General features: G+C 71.4%; 22 protein-coding genes and 2 tRNA genes. 17 read left to right on the top strand and 7 right to left on the bottom strand.

Annotated features, from left to right (window positions below; genetic code table 11):
• The first annotated feature begins 4 nt into the window (after positions 1 to 4).
• The 4 genes from AB0M54_RS00170 to arfB all read left to right on the top strand — a co-directional run bounded on the left by AB0M54_RS00170 (position 5) and on the right by arfB (position 3,431).
• Complete coding sequence (locus AB0M54_RS00170; protein ID WP_364315169.1) at positions 5 to 868, top strand: trypsin-like peptidase domain-containing protein; 864 nt, start codon at positions 5 to 7, stop codon at positions 866 to 868.
• A 7-nt stretch (positions 869 to 875) separates the two neighbouring features.
• Positions 876 to 1,556: a response regulator transcription factor gene (locus tag AB0M54_RS00165; RefSeq protein WP_364315172.1), complete on the top strand. Its 681-nt coding sequence runs from the start codon at positions 876 to 878 to the stop codon at positions 1,554 to 1,556.
• A complete protein-coding gene (locus AB0M54_RS00160; RefSeq protein ID WP_364315175.1) occupies positions 1,556 to 2,815 on the top strand; it encodes a HAMP domain-containing sensor histidine kinase in 1,260 nt (419 codons plus the stop codon). Before AB0M54_RS00165 ends, AB0M54_RS00160 begins: the two co-directional genes overlap by 1 nt.
• 190 nt (positions 2,816 to 3,005) lie before the next feature.
• Positions 3,006 to 3,431: an alternative ribosome rescue aminoacyl-tRNA hydrolase ArfB gene (gene arfB / locus AB0M54_RS00155; protein WP_364315177.1), complete on the top strand. Its 426-nt coding sequence runs from the start codon at positions 3,006 to 3,008 to the stop codon at positions 3,429 to 3,431.
• Positions 3,432 to 3,441: 10 nt separating this feature from the next.
• Here the strand turns inward: arfB and AB0M54_RS00150 are convergent, their stop codons facing one another.
• Positions 3,442 to 4,362, bottom strand: coding sequence for a 3-methyladenine DNA glycosylase (locus tag AB0M54_RS00150; RefSeq protein WP_364315180.1), 921 nt, complete (start codon positions 4,360 to 4,362; stop codon positions 3,442 to 3,444).
• A 70-nt stretch (positions 4,363 to 4,432) separates the two neighbouring features.
• On the opposite strand from AB0M54_RS00150, the gene AB0M54_RS00145 reads away from it, so the two are divergent.
• On the top strand, positions 4,433 to 5,224 hold the full coding sequence (locus AB0M54_RS00145; protein ID WP_364468264.1) for a fumarylacetoacetate hydrolase family protein: 792 nt from the start codon (positions 4,433 to 4,435) through the stop codon (positions 5,222 to 5,224).
• Here the strand turns inward: AB0M54_RS00145 and AB0M54_RS00140 are convergent.
• A complete protein-coding gene (locus tag AB0M54_RS00140; RefSeq protein ID WP_364315186.1) occupies positions 5,211 to 5,954 on the bottom strand; it encodes a TetR/AcrR family transcriptional regulator C-terminal domain-containing protein in 744 nt (247 codons plus the stop codon). The two genes, AB0M54_RS00145 and AB0M54_RS00140, sit on opposite strands and share 14 nt — an antisense overlap.
• Before the next feature lie 9 nt (positions 5,955 to 5,963).
• Between AB0M54_RS00140 and AB0M54_RS00135 the strand changes: the two genes are divergently transcribed.
• The 5 genes from AB0M54_RS00135 to AB0M54_RS00115 all read left to right on the top strand — a co-directional run bounded on the left by AB0M54_RS00135 (position 5,964) and on the right by AB0M54_RS00115 (position 8,539).
• Positions 5,964 to 6,803 (top strand): NAD(P)H-binding protein, encoded by an 840-nt coding sequence (locus AB0M54_RS00135; protein ID WP_364468262.1) that lies wholly within the window; start codon positions 5,964 to 5,966, stop codon positions 6,801 to 6,803.
• A gap of 63 nt (positions 6,804 to 6,866) precedes the next feature.
• Positions 6,867 to 6,938: transfer RNA gene (locus tag AB0M54_RS00130), tRNA-Gln, on the top strand.
• Between the two features lie 80 nt (positions 6,939 to 7,018).
• A tRNA-Glu gene (locus tag AB0M54_RS00125) sits at positions 7,019 to 7,091 on the top strand.
• 93 nt (positions 7,092 to 7,184) lie between these two features.
• On the top strand, positions 7,185 to 7,856 hold the full coding sequence (locus AB0M54_RS00120; protein ID WP_364315191.1) for an N-acyl homoserine lactonase family protein: 672 nt from the start codon (positions 7,185 to 7,187) through the stop codon (positions 7,854 to 7,856).
• The gene (locus AB0M54_RS00115; RefSeq protein WP_364315193.1) at positions 7,853 to 8,539 is read left to right on the top strand and encodes a hypothetical protein; all 687 of its coding nucleotides are present in this window, start codon (positions 7,853 to 7,855) and stop codon (positions 8,537 to 8,539) included. Before AB0M54_RS00120 ends, AB0M54_RS00115 begins: the two co-directional genes overlap by 4 nt.
• Before the next feature lie 35 nt (positions 8,540 to 8,574).
• Here the strand turns inward: AB0M54_RS00115 and AB0M54_RS00110 are convergent, their stop codons facing one another.
• Positions 8,575 to 9,261: an IclR family transcriptional regulator gene (locus tag AB0M54_RS00110; RefSeq protein ID WP_285682734.1), complete on the bottom strand. Its 687-nt coding sequence runs from the start codon at positions 9,259 to 9,261 to the stop codon at positions 8,575 to 8,577.
• Between the two features lie 49 nt (positions 9,262 to 9,310).
• On the opposite strand from AB0M54_RS00110, the gene leuC reads away from it, so the two are divergent.
• The 4 genes from leuC to AB0M54_RS00090 all read left to right on the top strand — a co-directional run bounded on the left by leuC (position 9,311) and on the right by AB0M54_RS00090 (position 12,977).
• Entirely contained in the window at positions 9,311 to 10,768 is a 1,458-nt protein-coding gene (leuC, locus tag AB0M54_RS00105; RefSeq protein ID WP_364468260.1) for a 3-isopropylmalate dehydratase large subunit, read from the top strand.
• A gap of 5 nt (positions 10,769 to 10,773) precedes the next feature.
• Positions 10,774 to 11,361: a 3-isopropylmalate dehydratase small subunit gene (gene leuD, locus AB0M54_RS00100; RefSeq protein WP_364468258.1), complete on the top strand. Its 588-nt coding sequence runs from the start codon at positions 10,774 to 10,776 to the stop codon at positions 11,359 to 11,361.
• 256 nt (positions 11,362 to 11,617) lie between these two features.
• The gene (locus AB0M54_RS00095; RefSeq protein ID WP_364468256.1) at positions 11,618 to 12,454 is read left to right on the top strand and encodes an HU family DNA-binding protein; all 837 of its coding nucleotides are present in this window, start codon (positions 11,618 to 11,620) and stop codon (positions 12,452 to 12,454) included.
• Positions 12,455 to 12,557: 103 nt separating this feature from the next.
• A complete protein-coding gene (locus AB0M54_RS00090) occupies positions 12,558 to 12,977 on the top strand; it encodes a hypothetical protein (RefSeq protein WP_364468253.1) in 420 nt (139 codons plus the stop codon).
• A 51-nt stretch (positions 12,978 to 13,028) separates the two neighbouring features.
• On the opposite strand, the gene AB0M54_RS00085 is transcribed toward AB0M54_RS00090, so the two are convergent.
• The 4 genes from AB0M54_RS00085 to cofC are packed head-to-tail and all read right to left on the bottom strand — an operon-like array spanning position 13,029 to position 17,045.
• Positions 13,029 to 13,901: an NUDIX hydrolase gene (locus AB0M54_RS00085; RefSeq protein ID WP_364315207.1), complete on the bottom strand. Its 873-nt coding sequence runs from the start codon at positions 13,899 to 13,901 to the stop codon at positions 13,029 to 13,031.
• Between the two features lie 2 nt (positions 13,902 to 13,903).
• Entirely contained in the window at positions 13,904 to 16,126 is a 2,223-nt protein-coding gene (locus AB0M54_RS00080; protein ID WP_364468251.1) for an RNA degradosome polyphosphate kinase, read from the bottom strand.
• A 50-nt stretch (positions 16,127 to 16,176) separates the two neighbouring features.
• Positions 16,177 to 16,380 (bottom strand): cold-shock protein, encoded by a 204-nt coding sequence (locus tag AB0M54_RS00075; protein ID WP_364315211.1) that lies wholly within the window; start codon positions 16,378 to 16,380, stop codon positions 16,177 to 16,179.
• 20 nt (positions 16,381 to 16,400) lie between these two features.
• Complete coding sequence (gene cofC / locus AB0M54_RS00070) at positions 16,401 to 17,045, bottom strand: 2-phospho-L-lactate guanylyltransferase (protein WP_364315214.1); 645 nt, start codon at positions 17,043 to 17,045, stop codon at positions 16,401 to 16,403.
• 175 nt (positions 17,046 to 17,220) lie between these two features.
• On the opposite strand from cofC, the gene AB0M54_RS00065 reads away from it, so the two are divergent.
• The 3 genes from AB0M54_RS00065 to AB0M54_RS00055 are packed head-to-tail and all read left to right on the top strand — an operon-like array spanning position 17,221 to position 20,029.
• Positions 17,221 to 17,949 carry a lysophospholipid acyltransferase family protein gene (locus AB0M54_RS00065; RefSeq protein ID WP_364315217.1) on the top strand — a complete coding sequence of 243 codons (729 nt, stop codon included), beginning with the start codon at positions 17,221 to 17,223 and terminating at the stop codon, positions 17,947 to 17,949.
• 11 nt (positions 17,950 to 17,960) lie between these two features.
• A complete protein-coding gene (locus tag AB0M54_RS00060) occupies positions 17,961 to 18,941 on the top strand; it encodes an NAD(P)H-dependent glycerol-3-phosphate dehydrogenase (RefSeq protein ID WP_364317107.1) in 981 nt (326 codons plus the stop codon).
• Positions 18,938 to 20,029: a cystathionine gamma-lyase gene (locus AB0M54_RS00055; RefSeq protein WP_364468249.1), complete on the top strand. Its 1,092-nt coding sequence runs from the start codon at positions 18,938 to 18,940 to the stop codon at positions 20,027 to 20,029. Before AB0M54_RS00060 ends, AB0M54_RS00055 begins: the two co-directional genes overlap by 4 nt.
• Positions 20,030 to 20,055: the final 26 nt, after the last annotated feature.

Raw genomic sequence — 20,055 nt, 5'->3', positions numbered from 1 at the left:
TCTCATGTCAGGTCTGGGTGGAGAACCACGCGGTCCCCAGTTCGTCTCACCGATTCTGTCCTCGCCACACTCGGCGTCGTCGCCGCTCCACGCGGCCCCCACGCGCCGCTGGCCGTTGATCGCGGCGGCCGGTGTCGTGGTGATCGCGGTCGCCGCGAGCTCCGGCGGCGTCGCCGGCTTCTACGCCGGGGAGGCCGCCACCGGGCCGGCGGACTCACCGGCCGCCGAAGCCGCGGCGCCGCCGGCTCCGGGCGTACCCGCCGATCTTGTCGCGGCCGCGGCCCGAGCCCTCCCCGGCGTGGTCTCCGTGCAGATCCGCACCTCCGCCGGAGGCGGCTCGGGATCCGGCTTCGTCCTCGACGGCAACGGCCACATCGTCACCAACAACCACGTCGTCGCGGCGGCCGGGCGCAACGGCACGGTCACCGTGGTCGGCTCGGACGGGCGCCGGCTCACCGCCGAGGTGATCGGCACCGACCCGAACAGCGACATCGCGGTGCTCCGGGTCGAGCCGACGGCCGCGATGCGGGCGCTCGACCTGGCCGCGTCCGGCAGCACCCGGGTCGGCGAACCGGTGCTCGCCGTCGGCTCGCCGCTCGGCCTGTCCGGCTCGGTCACCGCCGGGATCGTCAGCGCGCTCGACCGTGAGGTACGCCTCGGCGGCAACGCCCGGCGGACCGCGGTGCAGACCGACGCCGCCATCAACCCCGGCAATTCGGGCGGGCCGCTGGTCAACGTCCGCGGCGAGGTGGTCGGGGTGAACACGGCCATCGCGACGCTGGAGGGCGGCGGGAACATCGGCATCGGGTTCGCCGTGCCCATCGACGAGGCCCGTGAAGTGGCGGCTTCCCTGATCGGGCGGGGATAGTCGATAGATGAGGTTGCTGGTGGTGGAGGACGAGGAAGACCTGGCCGAGGGCCTGCGCGTCGGGCTCTCCCGGGCCGGCTACGCGGTGGATGTCGCGCTGGACGCGGCCGAGTCGTACGAGTTGCTGACCGTCAACGCGTACGACCTGATGCTGCTCGACATCAACCTGCCCGACGGCGACGGCTTCGCGTTGTGCCGCGCGCTGCGCACCGGCGTGCTGGGTACGCCCGGCGAAGGCGACCTGCGGGTGCTGATGCTCACCGCCCGGGGCCGGATCGACGACCGGGTCCGCGGCCTCGACGAGGGCGCCGACGACTACCTGGTCAAGCCGTTCGCCCTGGCCGAGTTGCTGGCCCGGATCCGGGCGCTGCTGCGGCGCGACACCAACGGCGCCTCCGCCGTCCTCACCGTCGGACCGCTGCGCCTGGACGCGGCCCGGCACCTCGCCACCCTCGGCGAGAAGTCGCTGTCGCCGACCCCCAAGGAGTTCGGCGTCCTGGAATACCTGATGACCCGCCCCGGCCACGTGGTCTCCAGCGAGGAGTTGCTGGAGCACGTCTGGGACGCCAACGCCGACCCGTTCACCCAGACCGTCCGGGTGACCGTCGGCACGTTGCGGCGCAAGCTCGGCGAGGGCTGGATCGAGACCGTCGTCGGGCGCGGATACCGGTTGCGCGAGGCCACTTGATGTTCCGGTCGATCAGGTTCCGGCTCACCGTCCTCTACTCGACGCTGCTCTTCGCCCTGGCCGGGGCCGCGCTGGCGATCACCTACTTCGCCGTGGCGCAGACCACCTCGCCCCAGCCGATCACCGAACGGCAGGCCAAGGTGTACGGCCAGGGCGGCCGGATCATCGACAAGATCACCGTGGCCGAGGTCAGCGAGATCGAGGCCGCGGTGAACTACAACACGCTGGAGAACCTGCGGAACTACTCGCTGATCGCGCTGGGCGGCCTGTTCGTGGCCAGCCTGGGCATCGGCTGGGTGCTGTCCGGGCGGGCGCTGCGGCCGGTCGGCGCGATCTCCCGGGCGGCCCGTGAGATCCAGGCCACCGACCTGTCCCGCCGCATCCGGCTGACCGGCCCGCGCGACGAACTGCGCGACCTGGCCGACACCATCGACTCGATGCTCGACCGCCTGGACGACGCGTTCCAGGCGCAGCGCCAGCTGATCGACGACGCGTCGCACGAGCTGCGCAGCCCGCTGGCGATCATCCGCACCAACCTGGACGCTTCCCTGGTCGAGGAATCCACACCCGCCGACCGCGACCGGGCCGTGGCGGTGATCGACCGCGCGACCACCCGGATGTCCCGCCTCGTCGAAGACCTGCTGGCCACCGCGAGGCGCGAGGCCCACTCCGAGTCCGACACCGACGTCGACCTGTCGGTGGTGGCGCGCGAGGCCGGCGAGGAGTCGGGCGCCGACCCGTGGCGGTTGCGTTATGACCTGGCGTCGTCGCTGCACCTGATCGGCGACCCGGATGCTTTGCGCCGGGCCGCGGGCAACCTGCTGTCCAACGCGATCCGGCTGGCGCCCGGGCACAGCGTCGTGACGATCGCCACCGGGCAGGTGGAGTCGTGGCTGTGGCTGGCCGTCATCGACCAGGGGCCGGGGATCGCCGAGAAGGACCTGCACCGGGTCTTCGACCGTTTCTGGCGAGGGTCGTCGTCCTCGCCCGCTTCGACTCCGTCGTCTTCCGGGCCTTCGTCGGCTGAGCTGAATCAGCCGGTTGTCCTGAGTGCTGACAAGCCGCGTGCCCGGGAACGCCGGACCGGGCTCGGACTGGCCATCGTCCGCCAGATCGTCGAGTCGCACGGCGGCCAGGTGATGGCCTATTCGACGCTGGGGACCGGCAGCACCTTCGTGATCTGGCTCCCGGAAGCCGACCGCACCAGCAACGACTCGCCGCCGGCCACCAGCCCATGGCCCCGGGCCGCCGACGGCTGAGGCGCTGTCTCCGGGCTGTTCGCGCCGCATCGAAAAATCGGGTTTGCGCGCGCCGCCACCTCCCCCACCCCTTCCACTGGGTGGGCGGTGAATGTAGCGCGCGGGTCCGACGTTTTCGGGTCGTTGTCCACAGGCCGGTGGGGGACGATCTTGGTGGCGGGACCCGGGTTCAGGTGCGATGCTGGGGCGCGTGCCTGATGACGTCCGTGTGAGTGATCGCTTGACGATCCCGGCTGCGGAGTTGTCGTGGCGGTTCTCACGGTCCAGCGGCCCCGGCGGGCAGGGCGTCAACACGACCGATTCGCGGGTCGAGCTGTCGTGGGATCTCGGCGGGTCCGAGATGCTGCCGCCGGCCGTCAAGGAGCGCGCCGCGGAACAGCTGGGGAACCGGCTCGTTCACGGGGTGCTGACGGTCACCGCGTCGGAGCATCGGTCGCAGCTTCGCAATCGGGAGGCCGCCGCGGCCCGGCTGGCGGGTCTGGTCGCCGGGGCGATCGCGCCGCCGCCTCGGGCCCGGCGGGCCACCCGGCCGTCCCGCGGGTCGGTGGAACGCCGGATCGCCGAGAAGAAGCGGCGGGGCCAGACCAAGCGCAACCGGCGCGCCGACCCCGACTGATCCAGACCCTCTAAAGGTTGTTGTGTGGCGCGACCGCCAGGCGGTTGGCCTTGGCGGCGGCGGGGCCCAGCAGCTCGTCGCAGACGCGGATCAGGCGGGCGCGCAGTCCGGCCGCGCGCCGGGCGAACTCGCGCTGGCGGGCGATGTATTCGGCCTTGCCCTCGGGGGTCTCGATCTTGACGGGGGGATGGCCGTAGCTGGTCAGGTCGTAGGGGGACGCCTGCATGTCGAGCAGGCGGATGTCGGCGGCCAGGGCGAAACAGTCGAGCGCGAGGGCGCCGGGGACGGCGGGGCCGAGCTTCGACGCCCACTTGTGGCAGTCCATCGCGGCGTGCAGGCAACCGGGCTGGTCGAGGTCGATCTGGGTGGCCCGGGTCGGCTGAAGGCGGTTCAGGCCGACCGCCTCGGGGGTGAAGAAGCGGAACGCGTCGAAGTGGGTGCAGCGGATCGGGTGGCGCTCGACGACCTCGTCGGTGGCGGCCTGGCCGAGGCGCAGCGGCAGCGGGTGGCGCAGTTCGGGCTGGCGGTAGACCATCGCCCATTCGTGCAGGCCGAAGCAGCCGGTGAAGACGGGGCGGGACGCGGTCGCGGTCAGCAGGCCGTGGATGTAGCGGACGCTCTCGCCGCGGGCCAGCATGAACGCCTTCGTGTCCAAGGTCACCACACCGTCGGTGTACGTGCGGTACCACTTCCAGCCGGCGTGCGGCGGGTCGGCGCCGGGGCCGGGGGACAGGCCGCTGCCGACGCCGGGGTGCCAGCGGCGCAGCTGGGCCGGGCGGGTGCCGTAGTAGTCGTACAGGAAATCCTCGATCGCGTGCTTCTCGCCGCGGGCCTTGCGGGCGCGATGGCCGGCCGTCATCTGGTCGGCGCGCTCGGCGTGTGCCTGGGCAAGGGGCACCCACGTCTGCGGCGGCAGCGTGGTGGTGAGCACCCAGCCAGCGTAGCCACCGGAGGCGCGTAGGTTGAGGAGGCGTACAGGCTTTCGAGGGATGGGGTAATCGGTGCGTTTTGCTCGCTTTGTGCATGCCGGCGGGGTCTCGTTCGGGGTGGTCGAAGGATCCGACACGGGCCTCACCGTCGCCGAGATCGGCAGCCTGCCGTTCGAGGAGGTGCGCTTCACGGGCCAACGCTGGGCCCTGCCCGACGTCCGGCTGCTCGCGCCGATCTTCTCCAGCAAGGTGATCGGCGTCGGCCGCAACTACGCCGATCACGCCAAGGAACTCGGCAACGAGGTGCCCAAGGAGCCGCTGATCTTCATCAAGCCGTCCACCACGGTGATCGGCCCGAACGACGCGATCCGGCTGCCCGGGGTGTCCAAGCAGGTCGAGCACGAGGCCGAGCTGGCCGTGGTGATCGGCGCGACCGGCGCCCGCCGGGTCGACCGGGCCGGCGCCGAGAAGGCGATCTTCGGCTACACCGTCGGCAACGACGTGACGGCTCGTGACCTGCAGCGGTCCGACCCACAGTGGACCCGGGCCAAGGGTTTCGACTCGTTCTGCCCGCTCGGCCCGTGGATCGTGACCGGCCTCGACGTCAGCGACCTGGAGGTGCGCTGCGAGGTGGGCCGCAACCCGGACGCGATGGAGGTACGCCAGCTCGGGCGGACCAAGGACATGATCTTCGACGTGCCGACGCTGGTGTCCTACGTCTCCCACGTGATGACGCTGCTGCCCGGCGACGTGATCCTCACCGGCACGCCGGCCGGGGTCAGCACCATCGAGGCCGGCGACACCGTGTCGTGCACGATCCAGGGCATCGGCTCGATCAACAACCCGGTGGTCACGCTGGACTGATCCCGTCGAGGATCAAGGTCAGGCCATACGTGTACGCGGCATCCGCCTGCTCGTCCGGGCCGTCGGTGAACCGGCCGGCGTTCCACAGGGCGGTCATGGTCGGATGCCGCTCCACGTCGAACCAGTCCTCCCACAGCTGGGCCCGGTGGAGCCACCACTCGTCGGTGGACTCGCCGCTGGCCCGGCGCAGCAGCTCGTTCTCGGCCACGCCGCGAGCCGCGCCGGTGACGAACATCTGGATCGTGACCGCGGCGGTGTTCCGCGTCTCGTCCAGGAATGGCAGGCAGGACAGCACGTACTCACGCTCGGCCAGCATGCCCGGCCCGATCGGCGGCCGGATCTGGGAGACCTGGGCCAGCCAGGGATGTGCGGCGTACATCGCCCGGGTCAGCTCGGCGTAGAGCAGCACCTGGTCGCGCCAGTGGACCGGCCGTGGATCGTCCGGGCCGGGCAGGTCGCGGCTCAGCAGGACCTCGTCGATCATCAGGTCGACCAGGTCGTCGTGGGACGGGACGTAGCTGTAGAGGGTCATCGTGCCGACGTTCAGGTCGGTGGCCAGCCGCGCCATCGACGTCGCCTCGAGCCCGTCCCCGTCGGCCCGTTTGACCGCGGCTTTCACGACCGCGTCCACGGTGAGCTTCGGCGGCCGGCCGGTGCGTGCCGGGCTGGTACGCCGCCAGAGCAGCGGCAGGATCCGATCGGGGTCGCTTCTTCCGCTGAACTCGGGCATAGTTTCCGTATGGTATACGAAAACGCCAGGATCCTGGTCACCGGGGCCACCGGCAACGTCGGGCGGCTCGTCGTCGACGCCCTGCTGGCCCGCGGCGCGCGTGATGTGCGTGCCCTGACGGTGAACCCCGCCCGCGCCGCGCTGCCGTCCGGCGTCGAGGTGGTCACGGGCTATCTGGGGCGGCCCGCGTCGTTGCCCGCGGCGCTGGACGGCGTCGACCGGCTCTACCTGGCGCCGCTGCCCGCCACGGCCGCCGAGGTGTGCTCGATGGCGGCCGCCGCCGGGGTGTCCCACATCGTCGACCTGGCGGGCGAGAAGGGTGGGCCCTGGCAGGTCGTCGAGGATGCCGTGGAGGCCTGCGGCGTGCCCTGGACCCATCTCGAGCCCGGCGAGTTCATGACCAACACCGGTGTGTGGGCGGCGCAGATCACCGCGGGCGACGAGGTACGCGACACCTGCGGCGATGTGGTCAACGCCCCGATCGCCCTGGAGGACATCGCCGAGATCGCCGCCAAGGTTCTGCTGGAGGACGGGCACGCCGGCCGGTCGTACTACCTGACCGGCCCCGAGGCGGTCAGCCGGCGCGAGAAGGTGGCCGCCCTCGGTGCCGCCCTCGGGCGCGAGCTGACCTTCGTGGATCTGCCCCGCGACGCCGGCGTCGAGCAGCTGTCCCTGGTCATGGGCGAGCACGCGGAGTGGTACGTGAACGGGCTGGAATCCCTCGCCGAGTACCCGCAGGCGGTCGACCCGGCGGCCGCGGAACTGCTGGGCCGCCCGGGGATGGCGCTCACGGAATGGGCCCGTCGTCACGCCGATCTGTTCCGACCTGCGGAAATCGCCGGACGGTAACCCGATTTGGCGGGCACCATGGGCTCGGGTAGAGTTCTGTCCCGGCACGGTAAGCCGTGCTGATGGGGTATGGGGTAATTGGCAGCCCGACTGGTTCTGGTCCAGTTAGTCTAGGTTCGAGTCCTGGTACCCCAGCGCAAGACGTTCCCGCGAGGGGCGCCGGTGCTGGATCTGATAGGTTCTACACCGTCGTTCGGAGCGTGAACGGCAGTCCTGGCCCCGTCGTCTAGCGGCCTAGGACGCCGCCCTCTCAAGGCGGTAGCGAGGGTTCGAATCCCTTCGGGGCTACACAGTGGTTCGGTCCGCGGTCACGATGACCGCGGGCCGTTTTGCTTTGCTGGGCCGGACCGGGCCGGGCCGGCCGGTGCGACAGTGGGTCCCATGAGTCGGATCGATGTGCGGCGGGTGGACTTCGGCTACTTCGTGCGGCCGGGTTCGGAGACGGCCGACGGCGCCGCCCGCGTGGAGCCCGTGCTGGGCTATCTGATCGCCCATCCGGACGGGCTGCTGCTGGTCGACAGCGGCATGGGCACCCACCCGTGGGTCGAGGGCCACTACCGCCCGGCCCGCGTCGAGCTGCCGTCCGCGCTGGCCCGCGCCGGCGTGACCCTCGACGACATCGGCTACGTCACCAACTGCCATTTGCACTTCGACCACTGCGGCGGCAACCCGCTCCTGCCCGGCCGTCCGGTCTTCACCCAGCGGGCCGAGCTCGACCTGGCCCGCAACGTCGAGGACCACACCCTGCCCGAACTGGTGGATCCACCCGGCCTGACCCACGTCGAACTCGACGGCGAGACCGAGATCCGGCCCGGCGTGCACATCATCCCGACCCCGGGCCACACGGCCGGCCACCAGTCGGTCGTGGTGCGCCAGGACGACGGTTCGGTGATCGTGGCCGGCCAGAGCCACGACAACGCTTCGCTGTTCACCTACGACGCTCTGGGCGCCCGTGTGGGCGAAGGCTCGCCTCCGCCGTGGATCGCCCGGCTGCTCGACTTCGATCCGAGGCGCATCGTCTTCGCCCACGACAACGCCGAGTGGACGCCGTGACCGATGACCTGGCGACGACCTTGCGGATCGACGGTGACGCCGCGCATTTCGTGGTCACCACGGCCGACCCGGTCGGCCGGGAACGGCTTCTCCACATGGGCTGGCAGGCGATCGGCGACGGCGTCTTCGACCGGGTCCTGTCGGCCCGCGGGGATGTCGCTCGCATCCACGCCACCTTCGGCCGCCACCTCCGCCAGATGGTGCGGCAGAGCGCGCGCCTCGAACCCGTCCGGTGGGAGATCGCCCTCGAGGAATTCCTCGGCCGGGTCGACGGCACGGGACTTCACTGGTGGCTCTACGGCAGCGGCGCTCTCGCCGTCCGGGGGATCACGGTCGAGCCCGGCGATCTCGACTTCGCCGTCGACGACGCGCAGCACGCCGGGCGGATCTTCGAGGACCTGCTCGTCGAACCGGTCACCGGGCCGCTGGACTGGGTCGCCCGGTGGATCGGCCGGGCCTTTCACGGCGCGCTCTTCGAGTGGTCGGCCGAGGCGGTCGCGGAACCGCCGAACGAGTTCGGGGACTGGGCGGCGCGACGGCTGGAGGTCGTCGAGTGGCGTGGGCGCCGGATCGCGGTGCCACGGCTCGAGGTTCAGCTCGAGGTGGCCCGACGACGTGGTCTGACCGGGACGGTGGCGGCGATCGAAGGGGCGATGCGTCAGGGGCCCGGCGGCGCGGGCTGACCGGGACGGGTGGGGGCGATCGAAGGGGCGATGCGTCAGAGGCCGCTCAGTCGTTGACCCGCACGGACCACGGCCATCGCGTGGCGTTCGCCGGGGCGGCGGCCCAGCCGTTCGATCGGACCGCTTATCGAGATGGAGGCGATGACCCGGCCCGTCCGGTCGCGGATCGGGGCGGAAACACTGGCCACACCGGCCTCCCGCTCGGCGACGCTCTGCGCCCAGCCGCGGCGGCGGACCTCGGCCAGCGTCCGGCCGGTGAACTTGCACCGGGGCAGCAACGGCATCACGGCCTCGGGTGGCTCCCAGGCCAGCAGGATCTGGGCGGCCGAGCCGGCGGTCATCGGCAGCACCGAGCCGACCGGAACGGTGTCGCGCAGGCCGCTCGCCCGCTCGGCCGCGGCGACGCAGATGCGTTCGTCGGCACGGCGCAGGTAGAGCTGTGCACTCTCCCCGGTCGCGTCCCGCAATGCGGACAACAGCGGCTCGGCGGCGGTCAGCAGAACGTCGGGCGCGGCGTTCGCGAGCTCACCGAGACGGGGCCCGGGACGCCACCGGCCCTGGGTGTCGCGGACCAGCATCCGGTGGATCTCCAACGCCTGGGCCAGGCGATGTGCTGTTGCCCGGGGCAATTTCGTCCGGTCGACGAGTTCGGCCAGGCTGGCGCCGTCGACGCAGGCGGCGAGGATGACCACCGCCTTGTCGAGAACGCCGACACCGCTCATACTGTGTCCCACAAGCCGAAACATACCTCCCAGAATTTAGGATGTCCAGATGGTGGGAGTCACGCCAACACCTAAGCCGAGGACCCTGGCCGAGAAGGTCTGGGACGACCATGTCGTACGGTCCGCCGCGGGTGAGCCTGATCTGCTCTTCATCGACCTGCACCTGCTCCACGAGGTGACCAGCCCGCAGGCCTTCGACGGGCTGCGACAGGCGGAGCGGACGGTCCGGCGGGTCGACCTCACCCTGGCCACCGAGGACCACAACACTCCGACCGGCTACGACGACCCGGCCTTCAACACCCGCCGCGGCGACCTGCTGACGATCACCGACACCGTCTCCCGCACGCAGATCGAGACCCTCCGCAAGAACTGCGCCGAGTTCGGTGTGCAGATCCGCTCGCTCGGCAACACCGAGCAGGGCATCGTGCACGTGATCGGGCCGCAGCTGGGGCTCACCCAGCCGGGCATGACGATCGTGTGCGGCGACTCGCACACCGCGACCCACGGCGCGTTCGGCGCGCTCGCCTTCGGCATCGGCACCAGCGAGGTCGAGCACGTGCTGGCCACCCAGACGCTGCCGCAGTCGAAGCCGAAGACGATGGCCGTCACGGTCACCGGTGAGCTGCGGCCGGGGGTCACCGCCAAGGACCTGATCCTGGCGCTGATCACCCAGGTCGGCACCGGCGGTGGCAACGGGCACATCGTGGAGTACCGCGGCGAGGCCATCCGCAAGCTCTCCATGGAGGGCCGGATGACCATCTGCAACATGTCGATCGAGTGGGGCGCCAAGGCCGGCATGATCGCGCCCGACGAGACCACGTTCGCCTACCTCGAGGGCAAGCAGCACGCGCCGCGGGGCGCCGAGTGGGACGCCGCGGTCGAGTACTGGACCTCGCTGGCCACCGACGAGGACGCCGAGTACGACACCGAGGTGATCCTGGACGCGTCGGCGATCAGCCCGTTCGTCACCTGGGGCACGAACCCGGGACAGGGCGCGGCCCTCGACGGCGCGGTGCCCGACCCGGAGGACTTCGTCGACGAGGTCGAGCGCAACGCGGCCCGGCGGGCGCTGGAATACATGGCCCTGGAGCCCGGCACGAACCTCAAGGACGTCCCGGTGGACGTGGTCTTCGTCGGCTCCTGCACCAACGGCCGGCTGGAAGACCTGCGGGCCGCGGCCGAGGTGCTGCGCGGGCATCAGGTGCACCAGGACGTACGCATGATGATCGTGCCCGGCTCCTACCAGGTGCGCGAGGCGGCCGAGGCCGAGGGACTGGACAAGGTCTTCACCGAGGCCGGTGCCGAGTGGCGGTTCGCGGGCTGTTCCATGTGTCTGGGCATGAACCCGGACACGCTCAGCCCCGGCGAGCGGGCCGCCTCCACCTCCAACCGCAACTTCGAGGGCCGGCAGGGCAAGGGCGGGCGTACCCATCTGGTCTCGCCCCAGGTCGCCGCCGCCACCGCCGTGACCGGCAGACTCGCCGCCCCCGCCGACCTGGAGAGCTGATCGAGATGGACAAGTTCACCACCCACGACGGCACCGTGATGCCGCTGCGCCGCTCTGATGTGGACACCGACCAGATCATCCCGGCGGTCTACCTCAAGCGGGTGACCCGGACCGGGTTCGAGGACGGGCTGTTCCGGGCCTGGCGCGACGACCCGTCGTTCGTCCTGAACAACGAGGCCTACGCCGGCGCCACGATCCTGGTGGCCGGGCCCAACTTCGGCACCGGCTCGTCCCGGCAGCACGCCGTCTGGGCGTTGCGCGACTGGGGCTTCAAGGTCGTCATCGCCCCGCGCTTCGGCGACATCTTCCGCGGCAACGCCCTCAAGGAGGGTCTGCTGCCGGTGCAGCTGGAGCTGAAAGCTGTGGAAGCCCTGTGGGAGATGGCCGCGAGCGAGCCGCGGAAGCAGATCACGGTCGACCTGGGCGCCCGCGAGGTGCGCGTGGACGATGCCGTCTGGACCTTCCCGATTGACGATTTCAGCCGCTGGCGGCTGATGGAGGGCCTCGACGACATCGGACTGACCCTGCGACACGAGGAAGCCATTACCTCGTACGAGAAAACTCGCCCTGCTTTCAAACCGGTCACCGTCTAGGCCGAAAACCCTAGTCAGAACCCACTTTTCGCCCCTGCCGGGCTCTCCGGCGGGGGCGATTTCCTTGTGACACAACGATTTTTTTTATGCAGATGTTTGTGTCTGCTGGTCAGAGGGCATACGGTGCGGCCAGAATGGCTCGCATTGGGCCGATGATGCTTGTTCACGACTGTGGAGGCCAAGTGCACCACGAAACCTGGCGAGCGCCGAGGTGTGTTGTGAGCAGACATCAGTTCTCACGATCGGGAGGAAAACCGTGAACAAGGCCGAGCTCATCGAGGCGCTCGCCGCCCGACTGGGGGACCGGAAAACAGCGACAGCAGCGCTGGATGCGGTCATCAGTGAGGTGGAGAACGCCGTCACCAAGGGCGACCGGGTGGCCATCACCGGCTTCGGTGTCTTCGAGAAGCGTGCGCGTAACGCGCGTACCGCACGCAATCCGCGCACCGGCGAACCGGTGAAAGTGAAGAAGACATCCGTGCCTGCCTTCAAGCCCGGCACCGCTTTCCGGGAGATGGTCGCCAGCGGCAAGGTCGCCAAGGCGGCCGTGGCGAAGAAGACGACCGCGGCGGCGAAGTCCACCGCGGCGGCGAAGTCGACCGCCACCAAGGCGGCGCCGGCCAAGACGGCGGCGGCGGCGACCAAGGCCACCGCGGCCAAGAAGACGGCCACGAAGGCCACCGCGACCAAGACGGCCGCGGCGAAGAAGACGACGGCCACGGCGGCGCGGAAGACCGCCGCCACGAAGGCCGCCCCGACCAAGGCAGCCGCGACCAAGACGGCCGCGGCCAAGAAGACGACGGCCTCGGCGCCGGCCAAGAAGACGGCCGCCACCAAGGCTGCCCCGGCCACCAAGACGGCCGCGGCGAAGAAGACGACGACCGCCACCAAGGCGGCTCCGGCCAAGAAGGCGACCACCGCCACCAAGGCCACGGCGGCAAAGTCGGCGCCGGCCAAGAAGGCGACCGCCACCAAGTCGGCGCCGGCCAAGAAGACGGCGGCCAAGAAGACCACGGCCGCCACCACCCGCACCACGCCGGCCGCCAAGGCCACGACGGCGCGGGCCACCACCGCTCGCAAGACCGCCAAGTAAGGGGTCTGAGCGCTCCGCTGGGAAACGAAAGGCGTCCACCCGTACGGTGGACGCCTTTCGTGTGTTCGAGCGCTGAGCGGGCGGCTCAGCCTACCGTCCGGGCATGGACCGCAGACCGGGCTCGCCGCGCGGGCTCACCAGCCGCTCGCTCGTCGCCGTCGCCGTCTTCGCCGCCGGGGTCGTCCCCGGGTGGACCCTCGGCGACCTGATCGAACGCTGGACCGGCAACGCGTTGCTGGACTGGCTGATGACCTGTGCCTGGGCCGCCGCCGCGGTCGCGGCCCTGGCCCCGCACACGTCCTACCGCCGGCGGGACGCCTGGCTGGGGCTGGTGCCGCTGGCCGGCTGGTACCTGATCGCGCTGATGGCGTGGCGGGTGGCGTTGCTGCCCTATCGGGACTGGGAGCCGCGCGCCGACGAGATGTGGCGGGCGCGCTGGCTCACCGGCGAGATGGTCGGTTACTGGCGCACCGACCTGGCCCCGGCCCCACGGCAGCGGCGGAAGGTCAGAGCACCGGGCTGATCAGAGCATCGGGCTGATCAGAGCATCGGGCTGATCAGAGCATCGGGCTGATCAGAGCATCGGGCTGATCGCGGCGACGCGGTCCCCGGCCCAGGCGATCGCCCAGCCACCACCCTTGCGGGTGCGGTACTGATCCGGGTCGTCCGCGCCGGCCAGCGCGGCCAGCACGTGGGGCATGACCTTGCCCTGGCTGCAGATCGCGGTGGTCGGGCCGGACCGCAGTTCGGCCAGCCGGGTCAGCGACTGCTTGACCCGGGCCGGGATCTCGGACTTCTCGGCCGGCTCGGCGAACGCGGGGTCGGTCACGATCGGCAGGCCGAGCTTGCCGGCCAGCGGCTCCAAGGTCTGCTTGCACCGCAGCGGGGTGGCCGCGACCAGCCGCCGCGGACCGAAGTGGCCGAGCACCTCGGCGATCCGGGCGGCCTCACCCTGGCCCTGCTCGTCGATCGGGCGGAGCGCGTCGTTGCCCTGCCACTTCTTGCGTTCGCCGGCGTGCGCGTGCCGGACCAGCAGGGTGACGCCGGTCAGTTGCCCGGCGATCGCCGCCGGGCCGAGCAGGTCGCGGTCGGCCGGGTAGCTGAGCCGCTCGGCCGCCTCGGCCGGTGACAGCCAGGCGATCTCGTCCACCTCGTCGGGGTCGGCGACCGGGAGGACCGGGTCGTCGGTGGCCCGCATCAGCCAGAACTCCACCTGCTTGCGGCGGCCGTCGGGCAGCGCGTACGTCACGTCGGGCAGCCGGAGCAGCGGCTCACCGCGTACCCCCGTCTCTTCCGCCACCTCACGCACCGCGGCCGTGAGTGACAGCTCATCGGCCTCGAGCTTGCCTTTGGGCAGGCTCCAGTCGTCGTACTGGGGACGGTGCACCACGCACACCTGAGGGCCACGCCAGAGGACGGCGCCGGCCGCCCGGACAACGTCGGTCACGATCAGGAGGCTTTCCCGATGACCCGGCGCAGTAACGCCTCCTGCAGGTGCATGTGTGGTCCGGTGGGGATCGTCGGGCGGCGGTGCCAGGTGCCGTCGCCGGCCAGGTCCCAGCCCTCGCCCTCGTCGGCCATGGACAGCTCGAGGACGTGGCGCAGATCATCCTGCGCGGACGGCAGCGTCACCCGGACCAGCGCCTCGACGCGGCGGTCGAGGTTGCGGTGCATCAGGTCGGCCGAGCCGATCCAGTATTCGGCGTCGTCGCCGACGCCGAACCGGAAGACCCGCGAGTGTTCCAGGAAGCGGCCGACGATCGAGCGCACCCGGATGTTGTCGGAGAGGCCGGGCACACCGGGGCGCAGCGCGCACATGCCGCGGATGATCAGGTCGACCTTCACGCCGTCCTGCGAGGCGCGGTAGAGGGCGTCGATGCTCTCCTCGTCGACCAGCGAGTTCACCTTGAACTGGACCAGCGCCTCGCCACCCTCGCGGGCGATCCGGGCCTGCTCCTCGATCCGCTCGACCAGGCCCCGGCGTACGCCGTGCGGCGCCACGAGCAGGCGCCGGAACGCGGTCTGCCGGCTGTAGCCGGTCAGCACGTTGAACAGGTCGGTGACGTCGGCGCCGACCTCGGGATCGGCCGTCAGCATGCCGAAGTCCTCGTACAGCCGCGCGGTCTTGGGGTGGTAGTTGCCCGTGCCGATGTGGCAGTAGCGCTTGATCTGGTTGCCCTCCTGCCGGACCACCAGGGCGGTCTTGCAGTGGGTCTTGAGCCCGACGAGGCCGTAGACCACGTGGCAGCCGGCGCGTTCCAGGGTGCGCGCCCAGCCGATGTTGGCCACCTCGTCGAAGCGGGCCTTCACCTCGACCAGCACGACCACCTGCTTGCCGGCGGCGGCCGCGTCGACCAGCGCGTCGACGATCGGGGAGTCGCCCGAGGTGCGGTAGAGGGTCTGCTTGATGGCCAGCACGTTGGGGTCGGCGGCGGCCTGCTCGATGAAGCGCTGCACGCTGGTCGAGAACGAGTGGTAGGGGTGGTGCACCAGGATGTCGCACTCGCGCAGCCGGTTGAAGACGCTGCGCGGCACCTCGCCGTCGGCCAGTTGCGGGTGGGTGGCCGGGACGAACGGGCGGTCCTTCAGATCGTCGCGGTCGCACTCGCCGAACACCTGCCACAGCCCGGAGAGGTCGAGCAGGCCGGGCACCCGGAGCACGTCGTTGCCGTCCATGTCGAGCTCGCGCTGGAGCAGGTCGAGCACGTGATCGCTGATCGAGGCGGCCACCTCGAGCCGCACCGGCGGGCCGAACCGGCGCTGGGCCAGCTCGCGTTCGAGGGCCTGGAGCAGGTCTTCGTCGCGGTCCTCGTCGACCTCGACCTCGGCGTTGCGGGTGACCCGGAACAGGTGCCACTCGAGCACCTGCATGCCCGAGAACAGCTGGTCGAGGTGGACGGCGATGAGCTCCTCGACGGGCAGGAACCGGGCGCCACGGCTGTCGTTCTGCACGGTCACGAAGCGCGGCACGTTGTTCGGCACCTTGACCCGGGCGAACAGCTCGGTGCTGCCCTCGCCCGGGTCGCGCAGCACGACCGCGAGGTTGAGCGACCGGCTCGAGATGTACGGGAACGGGTGGGCCGGGTCGACCGCCAGCGGCGTGAGCACCGGGAAGATCTGCTCGCGGAAGTAGGTGCGCAGCCGTTCCCGCTCGGGCGCGTCGAGCTCGCCCCAGCTGACCAGCTCGATGCTCTCGGCCGACAGCTTCGGCCGGACCTCCTCGGCGAAGCAGGCGGCGTGCCGGCTGACCAGGTCGGCGGCCCGCTCGGTGATCATCTCGAGCTGGTGGCGCAGGGAGACCCGGTCACCGCCGCGCATCGGCAGGCCGGCGCTCAGCCGCCGCTTCAGCCCGGCCACCCGGACCATGTAGAACTCGTCGAGGTTGCCGGCGAAGATGGCCAGGAACTTGGCCCGCTCGAGCAGGTGGGTGCCCGGGTCCTCGGCCAGCGCGAGCACGCGGGCGTTGAAGTCGAGCCAGGACAGTTCCCGATTGAGGAACCGGTCTTCCGGCAGCTCGTACCGCTCGGTCTCGATCTCGGCGTCGGTCTCGTCCGTCGGCCGGGTGTCGGTCACAGCGGGCGCCTCCTCGGCAAGGTCTCGGGAAAGGAAGCGACCGTTCGGTCCCCGCCGCGGGGGCACGGTGGGCACAGGTGTCCGGGGCGGGTTTTGCATCGCTCCATCATCGCCCGTTCGTGGTTAACGGGGAATGAACAACATCAAGATCAATTGGGGTCGATCCCGGGTATCGAGACGCTGGTCACCCCTCCTGCGGGGGACACGCCGATCACCACCCGCTGGCCCAGCCGGAGCAGGCGCAAACCGGACGCGGCGAACGCCTCCGGCCCGAACTCCAGCTCAGTGCCGTCATCGAGCAGCAACGTCCCGGAATGCGCGTCGGGGTGGAAAGTGGCGATCGTGCCCTGCATGCCCCTGAAACTACCGCTACCTAGGCGGCCGGCAGGCATGAAGAGGTGAGTCCGAGATCACGCAGCAGCCCGCACGTCTGCGGGCCGGCGCCCAGCGCCAGGACCGCACGCAGGTCGTCCGCGGTGTCCACGTCCTGCCGCAGCCCCGGCCAGTCACCGGTCAGCGCGGTCGCCCCCGAGCCCGCGTGCGCCGCCGCCGACCCGCCGCCGAACCGAGGATCAAGATCACGTCCCTGGTGTACGCCGAGGAGCACGGTCCCGGTGCCGGCCGCGTCGGCCACGAACGCCCGGCCCGCGATCGACCGCAGCGCCTCACCCAGCTCGGCCGGACGCAGCGCGGGCAGATCGCCGGCCATCGCCACCCGGTTGCGGCCCGGCCCGGCCACCACGTCGGCGCCGAACCGGAAGGCCGCGTTCAGCCCGGCGTCCGGCTCGTCCGGCACCGGCCGGGCGCCCAGCTCGCGGACGATCCGGGCGGCTTCCGGGTCGTCGGTCACGACCAGCAGCTCGGCCACCTCGGCGCAGGTCAGCACCGCCGCGACCGTGTCGGCCAGCATGGCCAGGGCCAGGTCCTGGTGCCGGGCGGCGGGCACCGCGCCCCGCAGCCGGCTCTTGGCCAGGCCCAGCCGCTTCACCGGGATGACGGCAGTCCACGCGTCGCTCACCCCACCATCCTGCCGCGCCGCTCCGCTCCGAGCACCTGAGCCCGCCTTGCTCTGAGCACAGATGTGCATCAGCGGACGCGGCAGACCCCGCCCTGGCTGGTTTGGCGCGATGCGAGCAGGCATGATTTCGTCGCAAGCGACCGGCGTGGGCGCGGTGGAAGGAACAGGAGGGGTCGTGGCGATCCGCAGGCTGGGGTTCTGGCGGCGGCTGGCGGTGGCCATCGTGCTGCCGGTGCTCAAGGTCATGACCAGGAAGACCTGGCACGGCGCGGCGAACCTGCCGCCGGCCGGCGGGGCGATCCTGGTGGCCAACCACGCGTCGCACTTCGACCCGCTGATCGTCTCGTACTTCCTCTACGACCACGGCCGCTGGCCGCGGTTCCTGGCCAAGGCCAGCCTGTGGAAGGTGCCGCTGTTCGGCCCGTTCCTGCGGAAGGTCAAGCAGGTCCCGGTGGAACGCGGCAGTGTGGAGGCGGTGAAGAGCCTGGACGCGCTGCTCGACGCGTTGCGGGACGAGGGCACCGTGGTGATCTACCCCGAGGGCACCACCTCCAAGGAACCCGACCTGTGGCCGATGCGCGGCAAGACCGGCGCCGCCCGGCTCGCCCTGCGCACCGACGCGCCGGTGATCCCGCTGGCCCAGTGGGGGGCGTACCAGATCTTCGACTCGCGGACCGGCAAGATCTCGCTGCGCCCGCGCCGCGCCGTCAGCGCCGTCGCCGGCCCGCCGATCGACCTGAGCAAGTGGCGCGGCCAGGAGCCGACCAAGCAGGTGCTCGAGGAGATCACCGAACACATCATGCTGACCATCCGCGACCTGCTGGCCCAGATCCGCGAGGGCGAGGCGCCGCCGCTCTACCAGCCCGCCGCCCGCCGGAAGACCCCGCCGGAGGTGGCGCCGTGACCCGCGCCGCGATGATCGGCGCCGGGGCCTGGGGCACCGCGTTCGCCAAGATCCTGGCCGAGGCCGGCGCCCAGGTGACCATGTGGGCCCGGCGCGAGCAGGTCGCCGCCGCGATCCGCGATCAGCACGTCAACGAGGGCTCGCTGCCCGGCGTCCGGCTGCCCGACCGGGTCACCGCCACCAGCGACCTGGCCGCCGCCGTGGCCGGCGCCGAGCTGGTCTTCCTGGCCGTGCCGTCGCAGACGCTGCGCGGCAACCTGGCCGACTGGGCGCCCCACCTGCCCGCCGACAGCACCCTCATCTCCCTGATGAAGGGCATCGAGCTGGGCACCACCAAGCGGATGAGCCAGGTGATCGTGGAGACCGCGAAGGTCGACCCGCGGCGGGTGGTGGTCGTCTCCGGGCCCAACCTGGCGCCGGAGATCGCCGCCGAGCAGCCGGCCGCCACGGTCGTCGCCGGCACCGACCCGGCGCGCGCGCAGGCCGTCCAGCACGCCATCGCGTTGCCGTACCTCCGGCCGTACACCAGCGACGACGTCATCGGGTGCGAGATCGGCGGCGCGGTCAAGAACGTGATCGCGCTGGCCTACGGGATGGCCTCGGCGATGGGCATGGGCGACAACACCAAGGCCTCGCTGATCACCCGCGGGCTGGCCGAGACCGCCCGGCTGGGCGTGGCCCTGGGCGCCGACCCGATGACCTTCGCCGGGCTGGCCGGGCTGGGCGACCTGGTCGCCACCTGCTCGTCGCCGCTGTCCCGCAATCACACCTTCGGCGAGCACCTGGGCCGCGGCGAGACCCTGGAGCAGGCGCAGAAGGCGACCCGGCAGACCGCCGAGGGCGTGAAGAGCTGCCTGGCCATCCGTGACCTGGCGGTCGCGCACGGGGTGGAGATGCCGATCACCGAGCAGGTCGAGCGGGTCTGCCACGAGGGCGTCGACCCGCGGGTGGCGGTCAAGCTGCTGATGGGCCGGGAGATGAAGCCGGAATGAGCGGGGACGGCACACACGCGGTGCACGCGGGGCTGCCCGATCCGGTGCCGGGCCAGCCCTTCCTGCCCGGCCCGGTGTTCGCGGCGCCCTACCACCTCGACCCCGACGCGGGGCCGGGGCAGAACGGCTACGGGCGGCCGGACAACCCGACGCGGCGCGGTCTGGAGGCGGCCATCGGGTCGCTGGAGGGCGGCCAGGTGCGGGCGTTCGCGTCCGGGCAGGCGGCGATCACCGCGCTGCTGCTGGGCGTGCTGCGCACCGGTGACACGGTCGCGTTGCCCGCCGACGGCTACTTCCCGGTGCGGGCGTTCGCCGAGGGGACGCTGCGTGGCCTGGGCGTCAGCACGATCCTGGTGCCGACCGCCGGCCCATATCCGGCGCTCACCGGCGTACGCCTCGTGTTGATCGAAACCCCGGCCAACCCCGGCCTGGACGTCTGTGACGTGCGGGCCATGGCCGACGCGGCGCATGCCGCCGGCGCCCTGCTCGCGGTGGACAACACCACCGCGACACCGCTCGGGCAGCGGCCGCTCGACCTCGGCGCCGACGTGGTCGTGGCGTCCGGCACCAAGGCCCTGACCGGGCATTCCGACGTGCTGCTGGGCTACGTCGCCACCGGCGACGAAGGGCTGCTGGAGAAGATCACCACCTGGCGTACGCAGACCGGCGGCATCCCCGGCGCCTTCGACTGCTGGCTCGCCCACCGGTCGCTGGCCACGCTCGACCTGCGGCTGGCCCGGCAGACGGCGAACGCGGGCGCGGTCGCGGCGATGCTGAGCGCGCGGGACGACGTGACCGGGGTGCGCTGGCCGGGGCTGCCCGACGACCCGTCGTTCGAGATCGCCTCCCGGCAGATGCGCCGCATCCCCGGCGTGGTGTCGTTCGACCTGGGTAGCGCGTCGCGGGTGGCGGATTTCCTGAAGAGGTCGAAGCTGGTGTTCGCGGCCACGTCGTTCGGTGGGCTGCACACCACCGCCGACCGGCGCGCCCAGTGGGGCGACGACACCGCCGAGGGCTTCGTCCGGCTTTCCTGCGGCATCGAGGACACCGACGACCTGCTCGCCGACCTCGCCGCCGCCCTGGCCTGAGAAACATCTAGTAGGAGGCTCAACCG

This window comes from Actinoplanes sp. NPDC051470, assembly GCF_040682035.1.
GTDB lineage: Bacteria > Actinomycetota > Actinomycetes > Mycobacteriales > Micromonosporaceae > Actinoplanes.
The sequence above is the reverse complement of the archived record's forward strand: the minus strand, read 5'-3'. Positions and strand labels throughout refer to the sequence as shown.